General features: G+C 59.1%; 16 protein-coding genes. 11 read left to right on the forward strand and 5 right to left on the reverse strand.

Features of this window, described 5'->3' with window-relative positions; genetic code table 11:
* The first annotated feature begins 99 nt into the window (after nucleotides 1–99).
* The gene (locus L4X63_RS19655) at nucleotides 100–1,107 is read left to right on the forward strand and encodes a WD40/YVTN/BNR-like repeat-containing protein (protein WP_250680365.1); all 1,008 of its coding nucleotides are present in this window, start codon (nucleotides 100–102) and stop codon (nucleotides 1,105–1,107) included.
* Between the two features lie 189 nt (nucleotides 1,108–1,296).
* On the opposite strand, the gene L4X63_RS19660 is transcribed toward L4X63_RS19655, so the two are convergent.
* Nucleotides 1,297–1,989, reverse strand: a complete 693-nt coding sequence (locus L4X63_RS19660) for a VIT1/CCC1 transporter family protein (RefSeq protein WP_250680366.1) — start codon at nucleotides 1,987–1,989, stop codon at nucleotides 1,297–1,299.
* Between the two features lie 761 nt (nucleotides 1,990–2,750).
* Between L4X63_RS19660 and L4X63_RS19665 the strand changes: the two genes are divergently transcribed.
* From L4X63_RS19665 to L4X63_RS19695, 7 genes are all read left to right on the forward strand, one after another.
* A complete protein-coding gene (locus L4X63_RS19665; protein WP_250680367.1) occupies nucleotides 2,751–6,506 on the forward strand; it encodes a PAS domain S-box protein in 3,756 nt (1,251 codons plus the stop codon).
* 259 nt (nucleotides 6,507–6,765) lie between these two features.
* Entirely contained in the window at nucleotides 6,766–7,395 is a 630-nt protein-coding gene (gene upp, locus L4X63_RS19670) for a uracil phosphoribosyltransferase (RefSeq protein WP_250680368.1), read from the forward strand.
* Between the two features lie 20 nt (nucleotides 7,396–7,415).
* Complete coding sequence (locus L4X63_RS19675; RefSeq protein ID WP_250680369.1) at nucleotides 7,416–8,675, forward strand: uracil-xanthine permease family protein; 1,260 nt, start codon at nucleotides 7,416–7,418, stop codon at nucleotides 8,673–8,675.
* Nucleotides 8,676–9,185: 510 nt separating this feature from the next.
* Entirely contained in the window at nucleotides 9,186–9,848 is a 663-nt protein-coding gene (locus L4X63_RS19680; RefSeq protein ID WP_250680370.1) for a cobalamin B12-binding domain-containing protein, read from the forward strand.
* Between the two features lies 1 nt (nucleotide 9,849).
* Nucleotides 9,850–10,887, forward strand: a complete 1,038-nt coding sequence (locus L4X63_RS19685; RefSeq protein ID WP_250680371.1) for a uroporphyrinogen decarboxylase family protein — start codon at nucleotides 9,850–9,852, stop codon at nucleotides 10,885–10,887.
* A complete protein-coding gene (locus tag L4X63_RS19690) occupies nucleotides 10,880–11,470 on the forward strand; it encodes a DUF1638 domain-containing protein (RefSeq protein WP_250680372.1) in 591 nt (196 codons plus the stop codon). Before L4X63_RS19685 ends, L4X63_RS19690 begins: the two co-directional genes overlap by 8 nt.
* A 42-nt stretch (nucleotides 11,471–11,512) precedes the next feature.
* Nucleotides 11,513–13,918, forward strand: coding sequence for a PAS domain S-box protein (locus L4X63_RS19695; RefSeq protein WP_250680373.1), 2,406 nt, complete (start codon nucleotides 11,513–11,515; stop codon nucleotides 13,916–13,918).
* A 160-nt stretch (nucleotides 13,919–14,078) separates the two neighbouring features.
* Here L4X63_RS19695 and L4X63_RS19700 read toward each other — a convergent pair whose 3' ends face one another.
* Both L4X63_RS19700 and L4X63_RS19705 read right to left on the reverse strand, forming a co-directional pair.
* Complete coding sequence (locus L4X63_RS19700) at nucleotides 14,079–14,909, reverse strand: mechanosensitive ion channel family protein (protein WP_250680374.1); 831 nt, start codon at nucleotides 14,907–14,909, stop codon at nucleotides 14,079–14,081.
* 194 nt (nucleotides 14,910–15,103) lie between these two features.
* Nucleotides 15,104–15,808 carry a cytidylate kinase-like family protein gene (locus L4X63_RS19705; protein ID WP_250680375.1) on the reverse strand — a complete coding sequence of 235 codons (705 nt, stop codon included), beginning with the start codon at nucleotides 15,806–15,808 and terminating at the stop codon, nucleotides 15,104–15,106.
* A 242-nt stretch (nucleotides 15,809–16,050) separates the two neighbouring features.
* On the opposite strand from L4X63_RS19705, the gene L4X63_RS19710 reads away from it, so the two are divergent.
* The 3 genes from L4X63_RS19710 to L4X63_RS19720 are packed head-to-tail and all read left to right on the forward strand — an operon-like array spanning nucleotide 16,051 to nucleotide 18,960.
* A complete protein-coding gene (locus L4X63_RS19710) occupies nucleotides 16,051–16,683 on the forward strand; it encodes a cobalamin B12-binding domain-containing protein (RefSeq protein WP_284694727.1) in 633 nt (210 codons plus the stop codon).
* Nucleotides 16,680–17,732 (forward strand): uroporphyrinogen decarboxylase family protein, encoded by a 1,053-nt coding sequence (locus tag L4X63_RS19715; RefSeq protein ID WP_250680377.1) that lies wholly within the window; start codon nucleotides 16,680–16,682, stop codon nucleotides 17,730–17,732. Before L4X63_RS19710 ends, L4X63_RS19715 begins: the two co-directional genes overlap by 4 nt.
* A complete protein-coding gene (locus L4X63_RS19720) occupies nucleotides 17,725–18,960 on the forward strand; it encodes a DUF1638 domain-containing protein (protein ID WP_250680378.1) in 1,236 nt (411 codons plus the stop codon). The genes L4X63_RS19715 and L4X63_RS19720 overlap by 8 nt, the downstream gene beginning before the upstream one ends.
* A gap of 126 nt (nucleotides 18,961–19,086) precedes the next feature.
* On the opposite strand, the gene L4X63_RS19725 is transcribed toward L4X63_RS19720, so the two are convergent.
* Entirely contained in the window at nucleotides 19,087–21,630 is a 2,544-nt protein-coding gene (locus tag L4X63_RS19725) for a cation-translocating P-type ATPase (RefSeq protein ID WP_250680379.1), read from the reverse strand.
* Nucleotides 21,631–21,814: 184 nt separating this feature from the next.
* Complete coding sequence (locus L4X63_RS19730) at nucleotides 21,815–22,093, reverse strand: TFIIB-type zinc ribbon-containing protein (RefSeq protein ID WP_250680380.1); 279 nt, start codon at nucleotides 22,091–22,093, stop codon at nucleotides 21,815–21,817.
* Between the last annotated feature and the right edge of the window lie 346 nt (nucleotides 22,094–22,439).

Raw genomic sequence — 22,439 nt, forward strand, 5'->3', positions numbered from 1 at the left:
GGTGACGCAAATGCACTGTCTTTCTGTAAAAATACTTATGTGAATGTGGTAATATGATACGACATTGCCAATTAAATTGAGCACCGGAGGAGGGTACGAATGAGGGCAAAAATTTATTGTGGTTTCTCAAAACTCTGCCAACTCTTGGTACTAGCCATTCTGATATCCTCATGTGGTGGGGGCGGTGGAAATCCCTCCTCCCAGATTCAGGTTAATTTGGTCAGTAAGTCAAATTGGCATGGGGTGGACGAGCTTTCCAATTCTCCGCAGCTTCATGCTGTTGGGTACGCCGACAACCTATTTTTTGCAGTGGGGATCGGGTACAACTACATTCAAAGTTCCGCTGATGGGGTGACTTGGTCCATTTTAACCAACAGCTATGACCTTGGAAACTTAAAGGATTTCGCATCAAACGGAAATGAATTGGTCGCGGTAGGGGGGGCTGATACGGTGATCACTTCAGATGATAACTTTTCTACCTTTCAGACGTACCATTCAGGTATAGTCGAATATTTCAATACAGTCAGTTATGGCAACGGAATTTTTATTGCCAGTGGCGCTACCAGTTACGGCGAAAGCTGTGTCATCATGACTTCAACGGATGGGATCCATTGGACCAGTAGATTAAACCAACCTCTCCTTTGGATCTTTAAGATAGTATATGGTGACGGAACTTTCGTTGCTGTTGGCTCTAATGAATCTGGTGGAATTGTCATGACTTCAGTCGATAATGGAACAACTTGGGTCACAAGGCAGTCAGGACTTTCGAACTCTTTCAGCGATATTGCCTACGGACATAACACTTTTGTTGCGGTGGGAGGGGGAGGTGCGATTCTTACCTCAACTGATGCTGGAACTACATGGACCAGCTCTCCCAGTGGAACAACCTATGGCATCAATGGAATCACCTTCGGAAAAGGTGTTTTCGCAGCAGTATCAGGGGACTATTCATCTCACATCGATCAAATTCTAGTTTCCAACGATAACGGGGTGCACTGGTCGGTGATGAGCTTCACAGGCCAGTACTGGCTCAACAAAATTGCTTACGGGAATGGCCGTTTTGTTGCCGTGGGGAATTACGGGCTGTATTACTCCGATACCTTTTGACCAAACTGTCTCCGTTGTGTGGCGATTTTTACCGAATTGCCCTTGACTCAACCTTACTCGGTTGGACTGAAGACACACCGAAGGTTAAGGCAAATGTTGAATTTATGGTTTAAGTATGGTGGGTTATAAAACCCTTGTTGAAGAGCGTCTGACGACGGCCTTGTCCCAGACGGAGGGCCTAGTTGCCAATCAGACCGCCGTACCGAAAAGGGCGCCTATTGCCGCCGTGGCCGCCATCGCCAGGGCTCCCCACAGAGCGACACGAACTGCCCCGACAACAACGCTTGCCCCCCCGGCTCGGGCCGCCAGAGCGCCCAGAATCCCCAGGCACAAAAGGGAGCCACCTGCCACCACGGGAATGAAATAGGCCTTTGGACTTAATAAGGCCATGAGTAGCGGCAAGGCTGCACCCAGTGAAAAAGTCACTGCAGAGGCCAGTGCCGCCTGCAGGGGACGGGCTATGACTATTTCTGAAATTCCCAGTTCGTCGCGCGCATGTGCCTCTAGCGCATCGTGTGCCATAAGCTGCTCGGCGACCTGCCTGGCGAGTGAGGGCTCAAGTCCTCTCCCGACATATATGGCCGCCAACTCCTGGCACTCGGACACGATGTCCGTCTTAAGCTCACGTCGCTCACGGTCAAGATCGGCCTTCTCGGTGTCGGCCTGTGAACTGACGGACACATACTCTCCCGCAGCCATTGACATGGCACCTGCCACCAAGCCCGCTACTCCCGCTAACAGCACATTGCCCCGCACGGCGTCAGCGGCTGCGACCCCCACAACGAGGCTTGCGGTCGAAAGGATTCCATCGTTTGCGCCCAGTACCGCCGCCCGCAGCCAACCGATCCTGGTTGCATAGTGCCGCTCCAGATGTTTAGGCATTCTCCCCACCTGTGGTTTTGTCATTGGCTCCATCGTTCAAATCCGCATGGATCAGATGCTCAACTTTGTTTAACTGCCAATACGGACAATCATAGACGGTTAACGGATATGAATTATACCATCCATAAACCTGCAGTCGAGGGGCCTATGTATTCTGGATTTCAGGTTTTTGTAGCTATTTTTGACAAATCTTGCATAGCCAAAAAATCTGTTTGACAGCAAACGAATTCAAGGGGCCGCGTCTGTACTTTTTACATTTTCCTTGTTGCTACCAAATTCAGTAAAGTTTACAGACCCACCTCCCAAGGTTCCCGGAGGCTTACACATAACCCGAAGGTCACAAGTTCAAATTCTGTCCCCGCAACCAAATAATCAAAGGCATCCGGTTTCGACCGGGTGCCTTTTTCAGTTTTAGCCCCCTTCTAACTCCCCCACCAGACTCTTATCCACTCGGCAACATAACAACTCCAGCCGTCACCGGATTCAGGTGAACATAACGGACCAACTCCGGGAGGTAGGAATCTGTGTCTACCGGGAGGGCGTTGTAACGTCCATCCAGTGGGGCTCCGAGGCCGCCCCGACAACCCCGGCCGCCTCAAGGTGGACGGGGTAGCGTTTGACGCTATAATTGGCTGGCCATTTGTGTGACCAGCACAAAAATTACTCTCAGAGCATGAAGAGTGTCTCTGTTGCTGCCGATGAGCTCTACAGTCGACGGTTTTTGTCTAAAAAAATATTGTCATGACGTTGGAGTAGCAATCATGCCCTTCCTAAATAGAGCGTTTCGATTCCGGCAGAATATCATTTTGGCGGTTGTTCTTAGCATTTTATTGGGAATTTCCTTCTCATTCTATGTCAGATCCGAAAAGCTGATCGATGGTGCTAACGAAAACCGGCACGCTACCCTGAGACTGGCGTATGAGCTGCGCCAGTCGTCGGATGATCTGACCCGGCTCGCCCGGACGTACGTAATTACTGGCGATCCGCGCTACAAACAGGAATATCTTGACGTGCTGGCGATCCGCGAGGGGAGGAAACCACGTCCGGAAGAGTATTGGCGAGTCTATTGGGATCTGGTCCTTGATGGCAAAGCTCCTCGCCCTGACTCTGACCAAACAATTCCCTTACTCTTTCTTATGCAGCAGAGCGGTTACCGCCCTCAGGAGTTTGCCAAGCTTGCACAGGCCAAGGAAAAGTCCGATCTGCTGGCCCGCGTGGAGCTCAAGGCGATGAAGCTGGCGGAGGGGGGTGGGGCTGATGCCGCTAGGATGAAAGATGAAGCGCGGCTGATGATGTATGGCCAGCGGTACCATGAAGCCAAGGCTGCCATCATGCGGCCGATTGACGATCTCTTTGCCATGGTCGCCCGGAGAACGGACGCATCTGTCCAGCTGGCCTCACAACATGCCCTGATACTCCGTTATCTGTTCATCGCGTTGACGCTCTGTCTGGTCGGCACCCTGTGGCGGGTGTACCGGTCGTTGTTTGAAGTGCTCGGCGGAAACCCGCAGGAGCTCTTTGCCCATATCGCCAGGATGGGGCGCGGCGATTTTTCCGTGCCGATACCCGCTATGGACGATGCCGCGCCAAGTGTCATGAAATCGCTGGGGGAAACCCAGGCCAGACTGGCGCAGGCTGATACCGAACGCAAGACGTCCGAAGCCATCAAACGGCAGTTTTACGACATCGTCCACTCGTCTTCGGACGCTATCGTCGGCATCGATCCGCGCGGGCGCGTCACGAGCTGGAACCCCGCTGCGGAAAAGATGTACGGCTACTGCGAGCAGGACATGCTGGGGGAGGAGATAGCACGGGTCACTCCGCCCGATCGGGTTGCGGAAGATCAGAAAATGCTCGCCAGGGTCCAACGCGGTGAAATCATCGGGAATTTCGAGACCGTTCGTCTCAAAAAAACCGGGGAAGCGTTTCCCGTGTCGATCGGCATCTCTCCCATCAAAGATGGCGAGGGCACCGTCATCGGTTCGTCGCAAATCATTCGCGACATCAGCGGTGTGGCAACGGCTGAGGCGTACCGCACCATGGGGCAGGATATTCTGCGGTTGCTCAACGAACAGGATGACATGCGGGATGCCATCCAGAAGATCATTTCGCTGGTGAAATCGGCCATCGGGGTGGATGCCGTGGGTATCCGGCTGCAGGACAAGGAGGATTATCCCTACTTTTACCAGGAAGGATTTCCGCAGGATTTCCTCCTCACTGAAAACTCGGTGCTGACCAGGAACCGCGACGGTGGCATTTGCCGGGACGAGTGCGGCAACGTCTGCCTGGAATGCACCTGCGGCCTGGTTCTCTCGGGAAAACCTGACCCCTCCGGACAATTCTTCACTGCCGGCGGCAGCGTCTGGACCAATGACACATTCCCGTTCCTTGAGTTGCCGGCTGAGCAGGATCCCCGGAACCATTCGCGTAACGAATGCACCCATCAGGGCTTCGCCTCGGTCGCTTTGATTCCTATCAAGGCAAAAGGAAGTATTGTCGGCCTGCTGCAGTTAAATGACCGTGCCAAAGACCGCTTTACCCCTGAAGGGATAGAAATCCTGGAGGATATCGCGGAGAACATCGGTGAGGCGATGCTCCGTAAACAGGCTGAAGACGCGCTGGTCACCAGTGAAAGGGAGTTCCGTTTCCTGGCCGAGGCAATGCCTCAAATTGTCTGGATCACCCGGGCGGACGGCTGGAATATTTACTTCAACAGGCAGTGGGCCGACTATACCGGGCTCTCGCTGGAGGAGAGTTACGGGCATGGATGGAACAAGCCGTTTCACCCGGACGATCAGCAGCGCGCCTGGGATGCCTGGCATAATGCGGTTGCCACTAACGGTACCTATTCGCTCGAATGCCGCTTGCGCCGTCACGACGGGACCTATCGCTGGTGGCTGATTCGCGGTGTCCCGGCTCTCGACGATAAGGGAGCGATTTCGAAATGGTTCGGCACCTGCACCGATATCGAGGAGATCAAGCAGGCCGAGAACGAGAATGCCCGGCTCGCCGCACTGCTCGACGAATCTCAACATATCGCCCAGGTGGGGGGATGGGAAATCGACCTTGCCAACAATCATCTGTACTGGACCGACGAAACCTTCCGGATTCACGAAATATCGCCCGCGGAATATTCGCCTACGATCGAATCGGCCCTCAACTTTTATGCGGAAGAATCACGGCCGGCCATCACATCGGCTGTCGAAGCTGCCCTTAGCAGTGGTACCGGCTTCGAGCTCGAGTTGCGGCTGATAACTGCCAAGGGGCGGTCCATCCTGGTCCACACCAGTAGCAAGGTCATCACCAAGGATGGCCGGCCGGTCAAGCTCATAGGCGCATTCAGGGATATTACCGAACAAAGGCATCTAGAGGAACAGCTCCGGCAGTCGCAGAAAATGGAGGCGGTCGGCCAGCTCGCTGGCGGAGTGGCCCACGACTTCAACAATATCCTGACTGTCGTCAGCGGGTACTGCCATGTTCTGGAAATGGACAACGCGCTTAATGACCAGCAGCGGGAGAGCATAGAACAGATCATCTCCTCATCAGAGAGGGCGGCCCAATTGACCAGAGCGCTGCTCGCCTTTAGCCGCAAGCAGGTGATGGTCCCGAAACTGGTCAATCTCAACGACATCATCCACAATCTGCACACGTTTCTTGATCGAGTCATTGGCGAAGATGTCCTGCTCAGAACCATCTGCAACGAGACAAAACTGCCGGTCAATGTCGATACCAGCCAGATAGAGCAGGTGCTGATCAATCTGGCCACCAATGCCCGCGATGCCATGCAAAATGGAGGATCTCTTACCGTCGAAAGTTCGCGCCGACAAGTCGACCAGGCTTTTGTGGCGGAGCATGGATTTGGCGAGCCGGGACAGTATGCCTGCATCGCCGTATCGGATACCGGATGCGGCATGGACGTGGAAACCCGGAAGAAAATCTTTGAGCCGTTCTACACCACCAAGGAATTCGGTAAAGGGACCGGCTTGGGCATGGCGATCGTTTACGGTGTCGTGAAGCAGCACAATGGCTTTATTACCGTTTATAGCGAGCCGGGACAGGGCACTACCTTCCAAATTTATCTGCCGCTGGCGGAAGCCGGACAGACGCAGGCTGCGGAATCCAATGTGCCGGAAATGCCGTTGGAGGGGACGGAGACCATCCTGCTTGCCGAAGATGACGCGTCGGTGCGCACTCTCGTGGTTACCATTCTGACCAAATTCGGGTACCGGGTCATTCAGGCCGTAGACGGCGATGACGTGGTGCAGAAATTTTCCGAGCACCGGGGTACGGTAGACCTGATTCTGATGGATATGATCATGCCGAAGAAAAACGGCCGGGAAGCGTACGAAGCAATCAGCCGTATGGCCCCGGACGTGAAGGTGTTGTATTCAAGCGGCTACACCGCCGATTTCATCCAGAACCGGGGAGTGTCTGAGGAAGGAATCGAACTTGTTATGAAGCCGGTACGGCCGATTGAACTGCTGCGGAAGGTGAGATCGATGCTGGATAGGTCATAGTGGCACGCAGAGACGAGCTGCCCCCGCAACCAATAATCAAAGGCACCCGGTTTTGACCGGGTGCCTTTGATTGTCTTCCGCTCCCTGCCGACGACTTCCGAACGTTGCCCTCGCGCCCCTATCCGTAGCAACTCTTCACCCACGTCAGTATGTTTGGTTTCCCCAATCAGATGATTGATCATAATTAATGGCAAAACTGCTGCTTTGCTCCACGATCTGAGGTATATACGGGGATCAACTAAACCTTTCTGGGGGAGCGATGGCAGTACACGAGATTAATCATCCGCTGGTCAAGCACAAGATCGGCCTCATGCGCGAGGCGGGGATCAGCACCAAGAAGTTCCGCGAGTTGACCGCCGAGGTGGCCTGCCTCTTGGCCTACGAGGCGAGCAGGGATTTTCCCTTGGAGGAAAAGACCATCGAGGGGTGGGACCGGACCCCGGTCGTCGTCCAGCAGATCAAGGGGAAGAAGGTTACCGTGGTCCCGATCCTGCGGGCGGGAATCGGGATGCTGGACGGGGTGCTGGACATGATCCCCAACGCCAAGGTCAGCGTAGTGGGGCTCGCCCGTAACGAGGAGACCCTGGAGGCCCGCACCTATTTCGAGCGGTTCGTCGGAAAGCTCGACGAGCGCCTGGCGCTCATCGTCGATCCCATGCTCGCGACCGGCGGCTCCATGGTGGCGACCGTCGAAATGCTGAAGAGGGCTGGGTGCCATCTGATCCGCGTTCTCTGCCTGGTGGCGGCTCCGGAAGGGTTGAAGAGGGTTACCGACGCCTATCCGGAGATCGACATCTACGTGGCCGCCATCGACCAGCGCCTCAACGAGAACGGGTATATCCTCCCGGGGCTCGGGGACGCCGGCGACAAGATTTTCGGAACCAAGTAAGGGCAGGAGAGAGCAAACAGATGACACAGGCTAACGAACCGGTCTGGCGCCAGGCGCTTTCCGGTGCGCAGATACTATTCGTGGCGTTCGGGGCACTGGTGCTGGTGCCGCTCCTGACCGGGCTCAATCCGAGCATGGCCCTTCTGGGGGCGGGGCTCGGGACCCTGATCTTCCAGCTCGCCACCGGGCGCACCGTTCCCATCTTTCTCGGCTCCTCCTTCGCCTTCATCGCGCCGATCGTCTACAGCACCCAGACCTGGGGGCTTCCCGCCACCCTGGGGGGACTCTTCGCCGCCGGTTGGCTCTACTTGATCCTCTCGCTGGCCATCCGCCTGCGCGGGGTCGACTTCATCCACCGCATCATGCCGCCGGTGGTGGTCGGTCCCATCATCATGGTCATCGGCCTTGGCCTGGCCGGCGTCGCCGTCAACATGGCGATGGGGAAAACCGGCGATGGCAAGGCCGTGCTGGTGGAATACCAGACCGCGCTCCTGGTAGCGGGAGTCTCCCTGGCGACCACCGCGGCGGTGGCGACCAAGGCCCGCGGGATCTTCCGGCTCCTCCCGGTGCTCTCCGGCGTGGCGGTGGGGTACCTCGTTTCCATCTTCCTGGGGCTGGTGGACTTCTCAAAGATCGCCAACGCCCCCTGGATCGCGGTGCCGCATTTCGTGACCCCGCAGTGGAACTGGTCGGCGGTCCTCTTCATGTTCCCGGTCGCGCTCGCCCCGGCCATCGAGCACGTAGGAGACATCGTGGCCATCGGCGCGGTGACCGGGAAAGATTACACCGAGAGCCCGGGACTGCATCGCACCATGCTGGGGGACGGGCTGGCCGTCTGCTGCGCGGCCCTGATCGGCGGCCCGCCGGTCACCACCTATGCCGAGGTAACCGGGGCGGTGATGATCACCCGCTGCTACAATCCGGTCATCATGACCTGGGCCGCAGGCTTCGCCGTAGTGATGGCCTTCTTCGGCAAATTCAACGCCATCCTGCAGTCGATCCCGGTGCCGGTCATGGGGGGGATCATGATGCTGCTCTTCGGCTCCATCGCCTCCGTTGGATTGAACACCCTGATCCATGCCCGGGTCGACATGCACAAGCCACGCAACCTGGTGATCGTCTCCCTGGTCCTGGTCTTCGGGATCGGGGGGCTCACCATCAACGTTGCCGGTCAGCACCTCCACGGCGTAAGCCTCTGCGGCATCGCCGCGATCCTGATGAACCTCCTCCTCCCCAAGGATCAGGTGGCAGAACCAAGCGCCGAACCCGCCCTGGAGTAAGCAAAACGATAAAAGGCACCCGGTATCCGCCGGGTGCCTTTTCCGTTCTCTGGTCACCATCCCCCCTCCTTCCCACTACTTCCCCGGAATATGCCTCGGAAGATGTCTATCTCTCTGCGTTGAGAGTGAAAAAGAACCAGATACTTCCATTGTGCCGGGAAACGATCCTTTGGACGGTGGCAAGGCCTATTCCGTTACCTTGTAATTCGCCTGCTCCTTGTAATTGCCCTCTCCCTTTCATACGTCATCCTCCCGTGGTCAATCCGGAGGGGCCGTGCGCGGGAGGGAGTTTCCAGCCTGCTGGCTGTATGCTGTTTCAAATGATTGTTCGTAAGGGCAGGCCTTAGCTTTACTGAGACAGCTCGCATTTTACTTTTCTTGATACCAACCTATAATACTATATTCCAAACACCAAACACTCTGAACCAACCGTGTGGATCTCTTTCCGCCCGGCAACGACCTGCTTCTTCTTGAGCTTATTCAGTCCTCTGAGACACAAGGGAGTTTTCTATGGATTCGGTATCCTGGAGCAAGCGGCTGTTTGCCGCCATGGTTGGCGCGGACCGTTTGGGAGCAACGGATATCATCGATCAGGTGCTGGCTGAGGGGATGGATCCCCATACGGTAATCTCGGAAGTTCTGGACCCGGCCATCGTGGAGCTGGGACGGCTGTGGGAGGGGCAGGAAATGTCCCTGTCTCAGAACTTCGTCGCATCCAAGATCGCCGAGGATACCCTCTTGAAGTGCATACCGGCCGGTTCCCAGTCCCAGGGGACCAAAGGTCCCGTGGTCATCGGCAACATCGAGGACGACTTTCACAGCCTGGGACGGCACACCGTCGGCCTGTTCCTGAACGCGGCAGGATGGACGGTCCACGATCTCGGCAACGACGTCCCTCCCGAGCTCTTTCTGGAGACCGCGCTCAAGGTGGGGGCCTCGGTAATCGGCGTCTCGGCCATGATGCAGACCACGGCGCACAATATCCTCCGGCTCCGTCACCTCATCGACGACCAGGGGCTCGCCGGGAAGCTGAAACTGGCGGTAGGGGGCGCCGTCTTCAACTGGAGGCCCGACCTGGTTGCCGAGGTGGGAGGGGACGGCTCCGCCCGTAACGCGATCAGCGCAGACGGATTGTTCACCCGTCTGGACAGAGAATCGCGGGAGGTGGCCTAACATGAATTCCTATCAACGGGTCATGGGCACCCTTACCGGCCAGCCGGTCGACCGGGTGCCGGTCTTCGCGGTCCTTGGCGCCTACGGGGCAAAGCTCTCCGGCGCTTCCCTGAACCGTATCTTCACCGATCCCGCCTCCTATGCCGAAAGTCAGACGGCGGTCCAAACCACCTTCGGGTTGGATCTGGTCATGACCCCGTTCATCTATACCTTCATATCGGAAAGCTTCGGCGGCGAGACCGCCTGGAGCGAGCATCAGGTCCCCAACATGAAACGTCCGGGAATAGGGTCTCCCGCCAAGCTCCTCTCGACCCCCATGCCGGCCCCGGAGGACGTTCCGAGGCTCTCGTTCATCCTGGAGGCGACCCGGCAACTGGCCAAGAGCTACCGGGAGAAGGTTCCCGTCATCGGCGTGCTGCCGGGACCCTGCATCATGCCCTCCCTGATGATGGGGATCGGACCGTGGATGGAAACCGTGCTCTTCGAGGAGACTCTGGCCCGCAAGGTCCTGGACCACACCAATCCCTTCTTCGTATCCCTGGCCAACGCGCTCCTTGCCCAAGGTGCCGACTGCCTGGTGATAACGGAAGCAATGGCTACGGTCGAGATCGCCCCCCGTGCCCTGTTCGAAGAGCGCTTTCTCCCCGTGGTCGCCCAGACCTTTTCGCAGATCCGGGGGCCGAAGGTGTTTCATCACACCGGAGGAAGGATCAATCACGTGATTGATCTCCTCCCCGGCCTCGACGGTTTGGCCGGGGTGGCCATCGGCTCCCGGGACGATCTCGGCGAGGCACGGCGCCTGGTGGGGGGGGAGACGAATCTGATCGGTAACCTCGACAACCTCGGGTTCGCTTCCTCGTCCGCAACGGAGATCTACGAGATGAGCCGCCGCTGCCTGCTCGAAGGGGCTCCCCACGGACATTACATACTCTCCAACTCGGGGGCGGATATTCCCTTGTCGGCCTCGCCCGACACGGTGCATGCCATGAAAAGGGCGGCCGAAGATCATGCCGGGGCCCGGAGGGAACCGCATGAATGACGTCTGGGTCTGCTGCGGCGTGATACGTGCGGAGATGGAGGAGCTATGCCGGAGAGGGTTGATCGGGGGGCGCCTCCTTTTTCTCGACTCCATGCTCCACATGAATCCGCAGCGGCTCGAAGAGGCGCTGGTGGCAGAGCTTGCCACTCTCGCTTCCCCCGCCAACCGGATCGTCCTTGTGTACGGCGACTGCTCCGCGTCGATGCTGGACCTCGTGCGCCGATTCGGCGTCAGCCGGACCCCGATCATAAACTGCGGCCAGTTGCTGGTCGGCCGCGCGCGGTACCGCGAGCTGATGCGGGAGGGGGCCTTTCTCGTGTTGCCGGAGTGGGCGCCGCGGTGGAAACAGATCATGCGGACCGAGCTCGGTCTCGAAAGAACGACCGCGCGCGACCTGATGAGGGAAAACAGGAGCGTGCTGGTGTACCTCGATACCGGGCTGGTTCCCGTCCCGGTGGAGTGTCTCGAGGATTTCTCCGCCTACACGGGACTTCCCCTGCGTATCGAGACGGTTTCTCTGGATGTCATGTGTGCGGCGCTGCTTGCCGCCCGCAGCGAGCTTGACGGCCTTATTCCAGGGTGATGTGAGCCTATGAGCAAAAACGCCCTTTCCGCCTCCCAGATAATGGCAATAGAGATCATTTCCGAGCTCCTTGCGTCGACCTCGCCGGATGCGCTGAGCGAGACATTGACCCAGCAGGTCCGGGAGCTGACCGGTGCGCGCACGGCTGCCGTGCTCGTGGCGGGCTTGGACCGGACCTCGGTGGAAATACTCCATGTGAGCCCGCTGCGAAGATCCGGCATCTTTACCGGTAACGAAATCCTGGATCTGTGCAAGGAGGTCACCTCGGGGGAGCGCCTCGTCCTGCCGGCCGGGCTCGATGAAGATCATCCCGCGCGCCAGGCGTTGATCCGGAAAAGCATCGACTCGCTTCTCGTCCACCCTCTCAAGGTGGGGGGGGAGACCACCGGCTGGCTGGTCCTTCTGGATCTGCCGGGGGTCGACCGGGTTAGGGAAATCAGCCAGATCATCCACCTTTTGGCACCTCCCATCGCTCTTGCCATCAGAAACTCGCTTGCCTTCAGGCAGATCGAAAAGCAGTCCGAGGAACTGGAAAAAAAAGTGGCGGAGAGGACCGCGGAGCTGTCACGGGCGGTCGACCGGCAAAGGACCATCATCGAGACCGCCATGGAGGGGTTTTGGCTGGTAAACGGCGACTTAAGGATCGTCGAGGTCAACGATACCTACTGCCGGATGAGCGGCTTTCCCGGCGACGAGCTCATCGGCGCCCCCATCACCCTGGTGGAGGCGGTGGATACGGAGCGGGATGTCGCCCAAAGGGGAAAAAGGATTCTCCTGGAGGGGATGGCGCGGTTCGAGTCCCGGCACCGGCGCAAAGACGGCTCCCTGTTCGATGTCGAGGTCAGCATCAAGCACATGGGGGAGGAAGGGGGCCACTACGCGGTCTTCATTCGCGACATCACCGAGCGCAAGACCGCCGAGGCCGTGCTGAGGCTCAGCGAGGAGCGGTTCAGGCTGGCGGTCCTCAATGCCCCGTTTCCGATCATGATCCACGCCGAAGACGGGGAGGTTGTCCAGATAAACGGCACCTGGACCGAAATGAGCGGATACACGCTGGCGGACATCCCCACCGTCGATGTCTGGACCCAAAAGGCCTACGGAGGGCGGGCCCGGCAGGTGAAAGAATACATCGGCGATCTGTATGGGCTCTCCGGAAGAATCGACGAAGGCGATTACGAGATAACCACCCGTAGCGGCGAAAAACGGTTCTGGGACTTCAGCTCCGCTCCGCTGGGGAGCCTTCTCGACGGGCGCAGGCTGGCCATCAGCATGGCCAAGGACGTGACGGACCGCAAACACCTGGAAGCGCAGTTGAGGCAATCCCAAAAAATGGAATCGATCGGGCAACTGGCCGGCGGGGTCGCCCACGATTTCAACAATCTCCTCACCGTCATCGTCGGTTACGCCAGCATGCTCAAACTGGGCAACCTGGCAAAGCGCGAAGCGGAAGCGGTGGAACAGATTCTCGCCACCTCCGAGAAAGCCGCCCAGTTGACCAGGGGCCTGCTTACCTTCGGCCGCAAGCAACCCTTCACGCTCGACGTCGTGGACCTGAACGGCATCGTCGTCCAAGTGGAAAAGTTCCTGGTACGGATTATCGGGGAAGACATCAAGTTGAAAATCAAAACCATCCCCCGGGAGGTGCCGGTCAGCGTCGACCAAAGCCAGATCGACCAGGTGCTCATCAATCTTGCGGCCAACTCGCGCGATGCCATGCCCAGGGGGGGGCTGCTGCTCATCGAGACAGGTGTCCAGATGCAGGCACCGGTCTCTTCCTACGACAACAGCGACGTATCGCCCGGCCCGTATGCCTGGTTTTCCGTATCCGACAGCGGCCTCGGGATGGACGATTACGTCTGCTCGCGCATCTTCGAGCCGTTCTTCACCACCAAGGAGGTCGGCAAAGGTACCGGGCTGGGCATGGCGATAGTTTTCGGCATCGTCAAGCAACACAAGGGAGTGATCAACGTCTACAGCGAAGTAGGCCATGGAACGACCTTCAAGGTATACCTGCCGCTTGCGGGGGGCGAAATAAGCAGCGAAGAACGTCCCCTCCAGGAACGGGTTCCGGTGCTGACCGGCAACGAGACCCTACTGGTGGTCGAGGACGACGCGGGCGTCATGAAAATGGTGGTGCAGACTTTGGAGGAGTTCGGTTACCAGATACTGCAGGCGCAAGACGGGGAGGAGGCTGTCGATGCCTTCCGCCGGGAGCGGGACCGGATCGATCTGGTGTTGATGGATGTCATCATGCCGAAGAAATCGGGAAAAATCGCCTACGACGAGATCAGTGCCATGAGACCGGGGATCAAAACGATCTTCACCAGCGGGTACCCTGCCGATTTCATCGAGACGCGAGAGGCCACGCCGCTTGGCGTGCACCTCCTCATGAAACCGGTGCAGCCCATCGACCTGTTGAGGAAAATCAGGGAGGTTCTCGATCAATGAGACCGCCCCGCATCGCTTTGGCGGCACTCCTTGGCCAAGGTGGCCCTGGAGTGAGCAAAACGATAAAAGGCACCCGGTATCCGCCGGGTGCCTTTTCCGTTCTTTTGTCACCATTTTCCCTGCCGAAGGATGACGACAGCCTTTGGGAGGGCATGCACTGTTAGGTGGTTGGGGAGGGGACCGAGTTCACGAGTACCATCTGGGATGGCATCGGTGCAGGAAAATCCGCAGCATTGAGACTCTCGCGAATCGTGCGATTGCCGTCAAAAAAAACTTGCCAATAGTGGTCGTTATGACAGTACGGCCGCACGGCCAGAACAGGTCCCACAAGATTAAACTCGAGAATTTCAACATCTACTTGGGGGGTGGCCAAAACGTTGGGGACGGCGGCTAATTTCTCACGCAGCAGGAGCATGGCGGCAACATGGTCTGCGTTGCCTGCAAGTTGACATTTCAAGTCGACCCTGCGAAACGGGTTTGCGGTGTAGTTTTGGATCGTGTCGCCGAATATTTTACCGTTGCCGACCAGCGTGAGTATGTTATCCAGCGTGTTGATCGAGGTAACGAAAAGCCCGATTTCCTTGACGCTGCCGGTGACTCCCGCAACTGTCACAAAGTCGCCCACCTTGAACGGGTGTAAAACCACGATAAAAATCCCCGCTGCCAGGTTGGAAAGGAGTCCCCCCCACGCGGCTCCGATTGCTATGCCAACACCAGCCACCAATGCGGCGAAGGTTGTCGTCTGGATCCCGCAGTACCCGAGGATGGCGACCACGAGAACGATATTCAACGTCACGGCTACAAAGTTTCCAATGTAGCGCATGAGGGTGGGATCTACTTTCTGCCGCTCCAAGACCGACTGAAGCATACGTCCCACCAGACCGATGAGGTACCGGCCGATCAGCCAAAAGAGGATGACGGCGATGATCTTGGTTCCCAAGGTCGTTGCATAGGTGACAGCCAATTGTTGGTACTGATCCATACCAGTCATAATGCCTCCTTCCCGCCGGGGGGGTCATCGCCACTGCCAGTGAAGTCAATCCGTAGATAAACCTACAGCCTAAACCGCTTTTGTCCGCCTTTATCCGTCATCGCGCCCCCCTCACATCCACCAGCATCTTGGCATCAGTTCGACTTTCTGAATGGGAGTTAACTGAAGGGGAGAGGTATAACGTAGTCACAGTCTTACCCCTCTTTCGGGAACATTACGTGGGTCATCAGGGACACGATCTGCCCGGCGGTACAGCGCGCGTTGTTGAAGACCAGGTGGTAGAGGGTCGGGTCGGCGATGTCGCGCCCCAGGAAGTCTTTCAGGAAGGCGTCCCGCTGCCCCTGCCGGTCGCTGATCAGATCCTGCGCCTCGTGGGAGGGGAGCTTGGTCCGCGCCATGACCGACTTGATCTTGAAGTCGATGGGGGCGACGATCCTGAAATGGAAGCAGTGGGTCATCTCCTGGGTCAAAATCGCCGCTCCGCGTCCCACCAGGATCACGTTCCCTTCCTGGGCGAGCGCGAGGATCTGGCGCGCCAGCAGACGGTAGTAATCCTTGTCGCTCTTCCAGCGCGGGGTAAAGGTGGAGAGCATGTCGTCCAGGAAGCGGTGGCGGCTCCCGATGTTGGCCAGGATCTCTTCGCTCACGCGGTGATCCTGGGCCACCGCCTCCAATAGCGCCCGGTCCATGACCAGCCAGGGCGCGCCGGTCCGCTTTTCCAGCGCTGCCTGCAACTGCACGGCGACCGGATACCCCTGACAGCCGTACTCTCTGGTCAGGGTGACGGTAGGGCGCAGCCTCTCTCCGGCTATGCCGTGCTCCTTGAGGTTCCTGCGGGTGACTTCGATGAGACTGCCGATTCTTTCTTCCACGGAAGGGATGAGCATTTTGTCTGTCATGGCCGCCACCTCTTCTTGACCTGCGTTGGTTGTCACAATCATCTATGAGTATAAGTAGGCACTCATTTTTGGCATAGTCAACCGCCGCGGCCGCGTTTTTTTACCCAAGCTTCAGACCCGCCTCTGCACTGCTCCCCTTATGTCACGAAGCGGATCGGATAGTGCCTTGACAACAATACTTTAACTGGGAAAGTTACATATCGAGGACATTTATATGGCAGTACCGTTGCGGGAGGCTGAAGATGAACGAGCCGGTTGCCGCCTTCAAAAACGCCCTGCTCGCCTTGGATCGCGTTTCTGCACAGGAAGTGCTGCAGGAGTCGATCGACCGGCAGGGGGTGGTGCCGACCCTGGAAACCTTGATAACCGCATCCCTGACCGAGATCGGCCGCAGTTGGGAAGCGGGAGAGCTGGCTCTCTCCCAGATCTACATGGCGGGGCGGATCTGCGAGAATCTGATCGAGACCTTCCTGCCGCTCGGCGATCCGGGCCGAAGGAACCAGCCGCGGCTCGCGGTCGCGGTTTACGAGGACTACCACATGCTCGGCAAGCGGCTCGTGCATTCGGTGCTCCGCTCGGCCGGTTACGAACTGCGCGATTACGGGCGGGTGGACCTCGACTCCGCCCTGCGGCTGGTGGCCGAGGACCGCATCGAGATCCTGTTTATCTCCGTGCTCATGCTCCACTCGGCGCTGCACATCGCCGATTTGCGGCAACGGCTCAACCTCGCGGGGCTGCCCGTCAAGATCGTGGTCGGCGGCGCGCCCTTTTGCTTCGACCAGGGGCTCTGGCGTGAGGTCGGCGCCGATGCGATGGGGCGCAACGCCTCGGATGCCGCGGTCATTTTGCAGGAGCTGACCGGAGGTGGCCTATGACTGCCATGACCTCGCTGCAAAGGGTGCTCGCCACCATGGGCAACCGGGAGCCGGATCGCGTTCCCTACTTCCTCTCCCTGACCATGCATGGTGCCCGGGAGCTGGGGCTCTCCATCAAGGAGTATTTTTCCAAGGGAGAGCTCGTTGCCGAGGGGCAGCTCCGGATGCGGGCGAAATACGGCCACGATTGCCTGAACGGGTTTTCCTATGCGCCGGTGGAGGTGGAAGCTTGGGGAGGGGAGGTTATCTTCAGCGATGACGGCCCCCCCAACTCGGGCGCGCCGTTCATCCGTTCCCCGGAAGAGATCGGCCGTCTGACCCCGCCCTCGATCGCGGATTCGCCCTGCTTGCAGGAGGTGCTCAAGGCCCAGCAAATCATGAAGTCACGGGCCGGCGGCGAGGTGCCCATCGTGGGCGTGGTGGTTTCGCCGTTTTCCGCGCCGGTAATGCAGATGGGGTTCGCCCCCTACCTTGACCTTATCTTTGAACAGCCGTCCCTCTTCGAGAGGCTGATGGCGGTCAACGAGGAGTTCTGCGTCGCTTGGGCCAACGCCCAGCTGGCAGCGGGAGCAACTTTCATCTGCTATTTCGACCCGGTCTCGTCGGCATCGATCGTTCCCCGGGATCTCTACCTGAAGACCGGCTTCCCGGTGGCCAAACGCACTATCGCCCGCATAAAGGGGGCCACCGCCACCCACTTTGCCTCCGGGCGCTGCCTCTCCGTCGTCGGGGATGTTGCCGATACCGGCACCAAGGCCATCGGGGTCAGCGTCCTGGAGGATCTGAAGACGGTCAAGGAGGCCTGCCGCGGCAGGCTCACGGTGGTGGGGAACCTGAATGCCATCGAAATGCGCCACTGGAGCGATGAAGATGCGGAAAGGTCGGTAAGAAACGCTATCGCGGCGGCCGGGGCCGGTGGCGGGTTCATCCTGGCCGACAACCACGGGGAGATCCCCTGGCAGGTGCCGGAGCCGGTGCTCTACGCCATCGCGGAGTCCGTGCGGAGGTGGGGACGCTATCCCCTGGCACAGGTGGAGGAACATGGCTGACACTATCGATCTGCTGGTCTGCGAGAACTACCTCGAGGAAGCAAGGAGGGTAGTTGCCTCGGATCCCCTTTTCGACGGGGTGACGGTCCGCTCGTTTCCGAGCCGCTGCGGCCGTCCCCCCCTGTCGTTGGAGGACGCCTCGCAGTGTCTTTCCGGCGGCACCGAAGCGGACATCATCGGCGATTCGTGTCTCGCGCTCCTGCGGGATGCACCCGGCAGCGGCACCGGCTGCCGCCTTCACATCGCCACACCCTGTTTCGAAATGTTCGCCGGCCGGGGCGAGGTGGAAAGAGCCATCCGGGAAGGGGCCTACCTCTTGACCCCCGGCTGGCTTGCCCACTGGAGGGAGCGGATCGCCTCCTGGCGCTTCACCAGGGAAGAGCTGCACGCCTTCCTGCTGGAAACGACCAGCAAACTCATCCTGCTGGACACCGGGGTCTGCGCGGAGTCGTCCGCCCGGCTCCAAGAATTTGCCGAATATGCGGGCTTTCCCCATGCCGTCGTCGACGTCGGCCTCGATCACTTCTCCCGCCTGCTCACCGTCATCGTTTTGAAGCGCAGGCTGGCACAGCAACAGCTCAAAGGCGAGGAGACCGTCGCCAAACTCAGACACCAGTGTTCGGATTACGCCATGGCCCTGGACCTGCTCGGGAGGTTCAACTGCACCCAGGACGAAGAGGAAACGATCCGGCTGGTACTGGGGACTTTCGACATGCTGCTGGCGCCCAAGGAGCTCTCCTATGTCAGCTTCGAGGAGGGAAAAGCGCTCCGGACGCACTCGTTGGCCGCCGGGAGCGGCACCCCCGACGAGGCGACCGTACGGCGTCTCGCCGACCTGGCCGGCAATCACTGCTGGAGTGATCCGGGGGGGAGTTTGTTCCGCGTCGCCCTGGACGACGAGACCCTCGGCATGGTCGTCGTCGAAGGGATCACCTTTCCCGAGTACCGGCAGCACTATGTCGACATGGCGCTTACCGTTTTGCTGCCGATCTGTGCCCTCTCCATCAACAATGCGCGCAACTACGAACGGTTGAAGCGATCGGAACAGGCCCTCCTTGCTCTCACCATAGACCTGGACCAGCGGGTGAAAGAGAGAACGGCCGAGCTGGAAAAGAACAACGAGCAGCTGACGCTCATCAACCGTTTCCTGGTCAACCGGGAGTTGCGCATGGCGGAGCTGAAGGAGAAAATCCGGAAGCTGGAAGAGGGGGGGGGCAAAGCGCCGTGAAGCGGCTAGCTGGCCCGGAGACGCCTATCGTCCCCAGGCTGACCGGGAAAGGTTCCCTTTCCGGACGGAAGCCGCCAACTTCTGCGGAAAGGGGGATTCCTGTCCGGCGGCCGGTTGCGCCACCGGTTACTGCCTCCCGCGACCCTTCGGCTGTAGCTTTTTAAACAGTTCAAACCACAGCACGCTCAGAAGACCGGCCGACGCCGCTATGGCGACATCTAACGGGTGAACCGCGCTGAAACGGAAGACTTCCCTGGCTACGGGAATGTTCAACACTGCGGCGAGGAATGCCAAGGCCCCTCCGGTGACCCACCACTGGGCCGAATTGGGTGCCTTCAGGATGGAGCCTACCGTTACCGACCAGGAGCGGTTGGTGATCATAAGCCCGAGGTTGGCTATGATCAAAGTCATGAACGCCAGGGTCCGCGCCTCGTATTCTCCCTGCCCGCGGTTGAGGCTAACGCCGAACACCGCCAGCAGCACCAGTAAGACGCCCAGGCCTTGGAGAGTGCTCAACAGTAGTACCATTCCGCTAAACAGCGGTTCCCGGGGGGGGCGCGGCGGCCGGTTCATCGCCTCGGGCTCGGCCCGCTCGACTTCGTAAACGACGGAACAAGCGGGATCGATGATAAGGTGGAGAAAAGCGATGTGGATCGGCATGAAAAGCAGTGGCCATTTGAAGAAAACCGGGATGAGCGACATGCCGGCAATCGGCACATGGATGGCCAAAAGATAAGCCATCGCTTTCTTTAGGTTGTCGAAAATCCGCCGCCCCATCCGGACGGCCCGGACGATCGAGGCGAAGTCGTCGTCAAGAAGCACAAGATCGGAGGCCTCGCGAGCCACGTCGGTACCTCGTCCCCCCATGGCGATGCCGATATGGGCGGCTTTCAAGGCCGGCGCGTCGTTGACCCCGTCGCCGGTCATGGCGACGACCTCGCCATTGGCTTTGAGCGCCTGCACCAAACAAAGCTTCTGTTCGGGGACGACGCGGGCGAAGATGTTGACGGTTTTCACCCTTTCCCGCAGTTCGCCCTCCTCCATACCGGCCAATTCGTCGCCGGTGATCACCTGATCCGGCTCCCTTAGCCCGATTTGCCGGGCGATGCTCCTGGCGGTGCCGGGATAGTCCCCGGTGATCATGACCATTCTCATGCCTGCCCGGTAACAGTCCTGCAGGGCGCCGGCCACGGTAGGGCGCACCGGGTCGGCAAAACCGATCAGTCCCAGGAACTCGAAGGTGAAATCGTGCTGCTCTCCCGGCAGCCCCTCCTCCCGGAAGTACGAGCGGGCGACTCCCAACACCCGCAAACCGCCGTCGGCCATACGGGTAACCGCCGCCATCATCTCCTTTTGCTTTTTTTCCGTGAAATGGCAAAGGTCGAAGACCGCCTCAGGCGCGCCTTTGGCGGCTATCACATGGGCTTCGCTCTTCGCAGACCGCCAGACATGGGACATGGCTAGCAATTCCGGCGAGAGCGGGTATTCCTTTTCCAGGAACCAGTCGACGTGCAGATGCTCGGTGTGCGCGAGATAGGTATCGCCGAATTCCTTGATCGCGCGCTCCATGGGATCGAACGGATCCCTCTGGCTGGCGAGGATGCTGAACTCGACGAGATCATGAAAGACCTCGGGTGGCAGATCGGTGCGGAAATCGCCAACGGGGCAGAACAGGCCGTCGGCGTGCAGGGCGGCGACCGCCATCCGGTTCAGGGTCAAGGTCCCCGTCTTGTCCACGCACAGAACGGTTGCCGAGCCGAGGGTTTCCACCACCGGCGATCGCCGGGTAAGGATCTGGGTTCGGGAGAGCCGCCAGGCTCCCAGGGCGAGGAAGATGGTAAGGACCACCGGCAGTTCGTTGGGCATGACTGCCATGGCGAGGGTGAGACCGGCCAGCATGCCGTCGAGCCAGAGGCCACGGGTGAGACCATAGGTGACGATAAGAATGGCACAAAGGGCGGATACCACGGTGGCCAGGGTCCGCACCAGCCGGGCTGTTTCCCTTTGGAGGGGGCTTTCTTCCGCCGTTACCGTCTGTAATGCCGCGCCGATTTTCCCGATTGCGCTTTGCCGGCCGGTGGCGGTCACCCGGGCCAGCCCCTGGCCGCTTACCACCAGCGAGCCAGAGAAGACGAAGGGGACGTCGTCCCCCCCTGGCTGGACAAGCGGGGATGACGCATCGCCCGGCCGTTTCCTGACCGGCGCCGATTCTCCCGTCAATAGCGATTCATCGGAAGCCAGGTTGGTGCAATCGAGCACCAGGGCGTCGGCGGGGACCCGATCCCCTTCCGCGAGAACGATGATGTCGCCGCGGACGACGTCGCGGCCCGCGATACGTTGCTGGACACCATCCCGAATCACCAGTGCCCTGGGGCTGGAAAGATCCCGGAGCGCCTCCAATGCCCGTTCCGTTTTGCTCTCCTGGTAAAGCGTGATCCCCATGACGAAGAAAATGAAGGCCAGCAGCATCAGGGCTTCCTGCATGTCACCAACCAGCAGGTAAATTGTGCCGCAGGCCGCCAGTAACAGGAACATCGGGTCCCGCATGACATCGAGGGCAATCCGGAGGTTGCCGCGTTGCCCGGAAGAGGGGAGGTCGTTGGCCCCTTCCTCCCGGAGAATCTCTTCTGCCTCAAGCGATGTCAGTCCCGCGATATTGTGGAGGTCCATTATTCTTGCCTTTCGTTTTTCACGGCGCGCCGCGGTCTCCTAAGGCGGACAGGGTTCCCGCCGCCTGCCCGCCTTAGGTCAACTTCCCACTTCATCTGCCCGGCCTCGACGGTCCGGTCTGCAGATGCTTACGCTTTTAACGGCGTCTTGGCGTCTCCGGTTGCCGCGTTGCCTCGTCAGGCGGTCAGTCGAACAACTCCGACAGCCACGATTTCTTCCTTTGGTAACCGTGCGATCCCTGGTGGTCGTCATGGTGGCTATCGTGACCCCTTAGGCCGTACCCACCATGCTGGGGCCGCTGTTCGGGGGGGGGCTGCATGGCGTAGCTTTGGGAGCGTTCGAGTATCTTGTCCAACTCTCCGCGATCAAGCCAGACGCCGCGGCATTCCGGGCAGTAGTCGATTTCCACGCCGTTGCGGTCGGCAATTTTAAGATCGATTCCAGTGCATACGGGACATTTCATAGTTTATCTCCTTTGCGGTAGCGGTCTTCGTGCCCAAGACAAGAGGGTGCAAGACGGTTGCCGGACCGGGCAACGATCGTTGCCATCCCCCCCGCGAATAACGCGAGACCGCATTTTCCCCCCATCCAGATCCGGGCCGTTCTCTTTTAAGGGGAGGGCGCGGCTGGCTGAGCGGAAATAGCTGCTTGTAGATGACTTAAGAGGAGGCGACTCCCCGGTAACGGTTATGCGGAGGGGTAACGGTTTTTCGGGGGGACGTAGATCTCGAAAGATACCTGCGGAAGGACCGCAACGAGCGCGGGGATACGGTTACGGGAAATCTCGGGGGAGTGAGCCACCGCTGGAA

The sequence above is a fragment of the Geomonas sp. Red32 genome, assembly GCF_023652955.1.
Lineage (GTDB): Bacteria > Desulfobacterota > Desulfuromonadia > Geobacterales > Geobacteraceae > Geomonas.

Coding starts and splice junctions, on each gene's coding strand:
- L4X63_RS19720 (WP_250680378.1), top strand. CDS start 17,725: ATGGCTGACACTATCGATCTGCTGGTCTGCGAGAACTACCTCGAGGAA.
- L4X63_RS19660 (WP_250680366.1), bottom strand. CDS start 1,989: ATGCCTAAACATCTGGAGCGGCACTATGCAACCAGGATCGGTTGGCTG.
- L4X63_RS19710 (WP_284694727.1), top strand. CDS start 16,051: ATGAACGAGCCGGTTGCCGCCTTCAAAAACGCCCTGCTCGCCTTGGAT.
- L4X63_RS19680 (WP_250680370.1), top strand. CDS start 9,186: ATGGATTCGGTATCCTGGAGCAAGCGGCTGTTTGCCGCCATGGTTGGC.
- L4X63_RS19675 (WP_250680369.1), top strand. CDS start 7,416: ATGACACAGGCTAACGAACCGGTCTGGCGCCAGGCGCTTTCCGGTGCG.
- L4X63_RS19695 (WP_250680373.1), top strand. CDS start 11,513: ATGGCAATAGAGATCATTTCCGAGCTCCTTGCGTCGACCTCGCCGGAT.
- L4X63_RS19685 (WP_250680371.1), top strand. CDS start 9,850: ATGAATTCCTATCAACGGGTCATGGGCACCCTTACCGGCCAGCCGGTC.
- L4X63_RS19655 (WP_250680365.1), top strand. CDS start 100: ATGAGGGCAAAAATTTATTGTGGTTTCTCAAAACTCTGCCAACTCTTG.
- L4X63_RS19730 (WP_250680380.1), bottom strand. CDS start 22,093: ATGAAATGTCCCGTATGCACTGGAATCGATCTTAAAATTGCCGACCGC.
- upp (WP_250680368.1), top strand. CDS start 6,766: ATGGCAGTACACGAGATTAATCATCCGCTGGTCAAGCACAAGATCGGC.
- L4X63_RS19725 (WP_250680379.1), bottom strand. CDS start 21,630: ATGGACCTCCACAATATCGCGGGACTGACATCGCTTGAGGCAGAAGAG.
- L4X63_RS19715 (WP_250680377.1), top strand. CDS start 16,680: ATGACTGCCATGACCTCGCTGCAAAGGGTGCTCGCCACCATGGGCAAC.
- L4X63_RS19705 (WP_250680375.1), bottom strand. CDS start 15,808: ATGACAGACAAAATGCTCATCCCTTCCGTGGAAGAAAGAATCGGCAGT.
- L4X63_RS19690 (WP_250680372.1), top strand. CDS start 10,880: ATGAATGACGTCTGGGTCTGCTGCGGCGTGATACGTGCGGAGATGGAG.
- L4X63_RS19665 (WP_250680367.1), top strand. CDS start 2,751: ATGCCCTTCCTAAATAGAGCGTTTCGATTCCGGCAGAATATCATTTTG.
- L4X63_RS19700 (WP_250680374.1), bottom strand. CDS start 14,909: ATGACTGGTATGGATCAGTACCAACAATTGGCTGTCACCTATGCAACG.